General features: G+C 33.5%; 2 protein-coding genes. Both read right to left on the reverse strand.

From position 1 onward, the window contains the following. Positions 1–153: 153 nt before the first annotated feature. The gene (locus tag Q0257_RS07055) at positions 154–768 is read right to left on the reverse strand and encodes a hypothetical protein (RefSeq protein WP_298023319.1); all 615 of its coding nucleotides are present in this window, start codon (positions 766–768) and stop codon (positions 154–156) included. 176 nt (positions 769–944) lie between these two features. After that, positions 945–1754 (reverse strand): hypothetical protein, encoded by an 810-nt coding sequence (locus Q0257_RS07060; protein WP_298023322.1) that lies wholly within the window; start codon positions 1752–1754, stop codon positions 945–947. Positions 1755–2006 lie beyond the last annotated feature (252 nt).

Here is a 2006-nt window from a genome sequence, read left to right on the forward strand (position 1 = left end):
TTCAAATGATATTTACGATATATTGTATTGTGCGGCGGATTAAATGCTGCTTAATATTTTTATTACAAACGCGAAATAAAAAGCCTAGAAACAAAGGTTTGTACGAACTAGCTTCTACATCGCAATTATCAAATACCTTTTCTTGCAGCCCTCTTAATATTTAAGACCGCTATCTTTCGTAGTAAAATAAATTTCTACATTCGAAAAAATAGGCAAATCTTGTAAATTCTCTAGTTCTACCTTATACATACCTTTTTGTAAGGGCGTGCAGGCGATCGTCGCACTATATGCGTCATAGTGTTTCTCGCCCCTATAAATACTCGTTTGCATATACGCGGGGCGTAAATTCCTCACCTCTGCAAACACGGGTTTTAACTTATAATAAAAATACTCCTTTCCGCGTCCAAATTTATTCGGCTCATTATCTATTTTGTATATCTTTAGACTTAGCGGTATTTTGGTACCGCGCAGCAGCGTTTCGTTCACGTCGTATTCCCCTCCTATATACGTATTTGCGAACTCATCATCCAAGAGCTTCATATCTCTATCGTAATCGTATGAGACAAAATCCAAAGTAAAATATCTACAAATTTTATCATCTTTGTTATTTATATATAATTCCGCTTTATTGCCGGCTTTAGTTAAATTTATATCGGTAAATTCCATAGGAATGCGCGGCTTAATTATCAAATAATTTATAAGCTCCTCCGCCACATAACAAAACAAAATAGACGCCGCTATTATAAAAATAAATTTTAATACTCTCATATTGCTCCATTTATAGGCATTTTAGCGGATTTATCCTTTCGCTTTAAGCATAATAGATTTTATTCACATTCATGAATATATGGATCTTTTAGGGTAAATTCGCCATGATCTCCCAGCCAAAATTTTGCATACTTAAAGTTATCAACGGCAACTGAATGCATTGCATGGTATACTCCTTAACGATAAATTTTTGTATTTAAATATAAATTTCTACAAACGGATGTTTGCGAAACTTTGTCTTTAAATTTGCTAATTTTAATAAAAACCGCTTTAAGACCGTTTATTAAATTTACGGAATCGATAAAAAGTAGATAATCTTCGCTCTTATATTTTATCGGTCCGAAATAAATCAGAGTATCTCCTGCGATCTTGTTTCGATAATCCTCAAAATCTATCCTGCTATAATATGAATCGTATGAGGGGTCTTTTATAATTTTACTGCACTCTTGCGGATCTAGAATATACATAAAATTTGCAAAAGACATCTCGTATAACCGAAAATCTCTATACGTCATAATATACAAAAGCTTATTATCAAATTTATATAACGTAAATCCTCTCCCGCTAAAGCCGTCTCTAATCGTTGTATTCATATCCATATACCAGCAATCGCCCATATTTTTCTTTAAAACGGGGTTATTGTAATCCGTCGTATCAAAAACCAGAGGTTTGATTATATTTATATTTTTCCACTCGAACAGATCATCGTAAAAGTCGTTGCAGAAGTCTCTTTCTTTTGATAAATGCTCTTCATATTCTTTTTTGAGCGTTGCATTATCTTCTATCGTAACAAAATAAAAACTCTTGCCATTAAAGGTAGTTGCACCCCGGATCATAGGTTCGTGAAGAGCTTTTCTTACAACTTTTTTATCTTGAATTTTCCATAAAATAGGTTCCAGTTGCCATGGCATCGATGGATGCTTTATATCATCCGCTTTTGCGAACGATACGGCAAACAAGATCGCTAAAATAAAACGAACTTGCATCCCTCACTCCTTAAATAGGCTTTTGAAGCCTTAAAAGCGTTTTTTGTTATCGGTTGTATAAGCTTATACAACATAATTACTTAATCAAAGTATAAAATACATTATCGTATCCGCACAAATATGAATTTATGCATATACCTACGATCTATACGGCAGGCTATCAATATTTAAATTACCGATCAAGTTTATTCACACTCATGAATATATGGATCTTTTAGGGTAAATTCACCATGATCTCCCAACCAAAACGTC

It is taken from the genome of uncultured Campylobacter sp. (assembly GCF_938018035.1).
Lineage (GTDB): Bacteria > Campylobacterota > Campylobacteria > Campylobacterales > Campylobacteraceae > Campylobacter_B.

What these genes read in the sequence shown, in the direction of transcription:
- Q0257_RS07055 (WP_298023319.1), bottom strand. Translation starts at nt 768, where the DNA reads ATGAGAGTATTAAAATTTATTTTTATAATAGCGGCGTCTATTTTGTTT.
- Q0257_RS07060 (WP_298023322.1), bottom strand. Translation starts at nt 1,754, where the DNA reads ATGCAAGTTCGTTTTATTTTAGCGATCTTGTTTGCCGTATCGTTCGCA.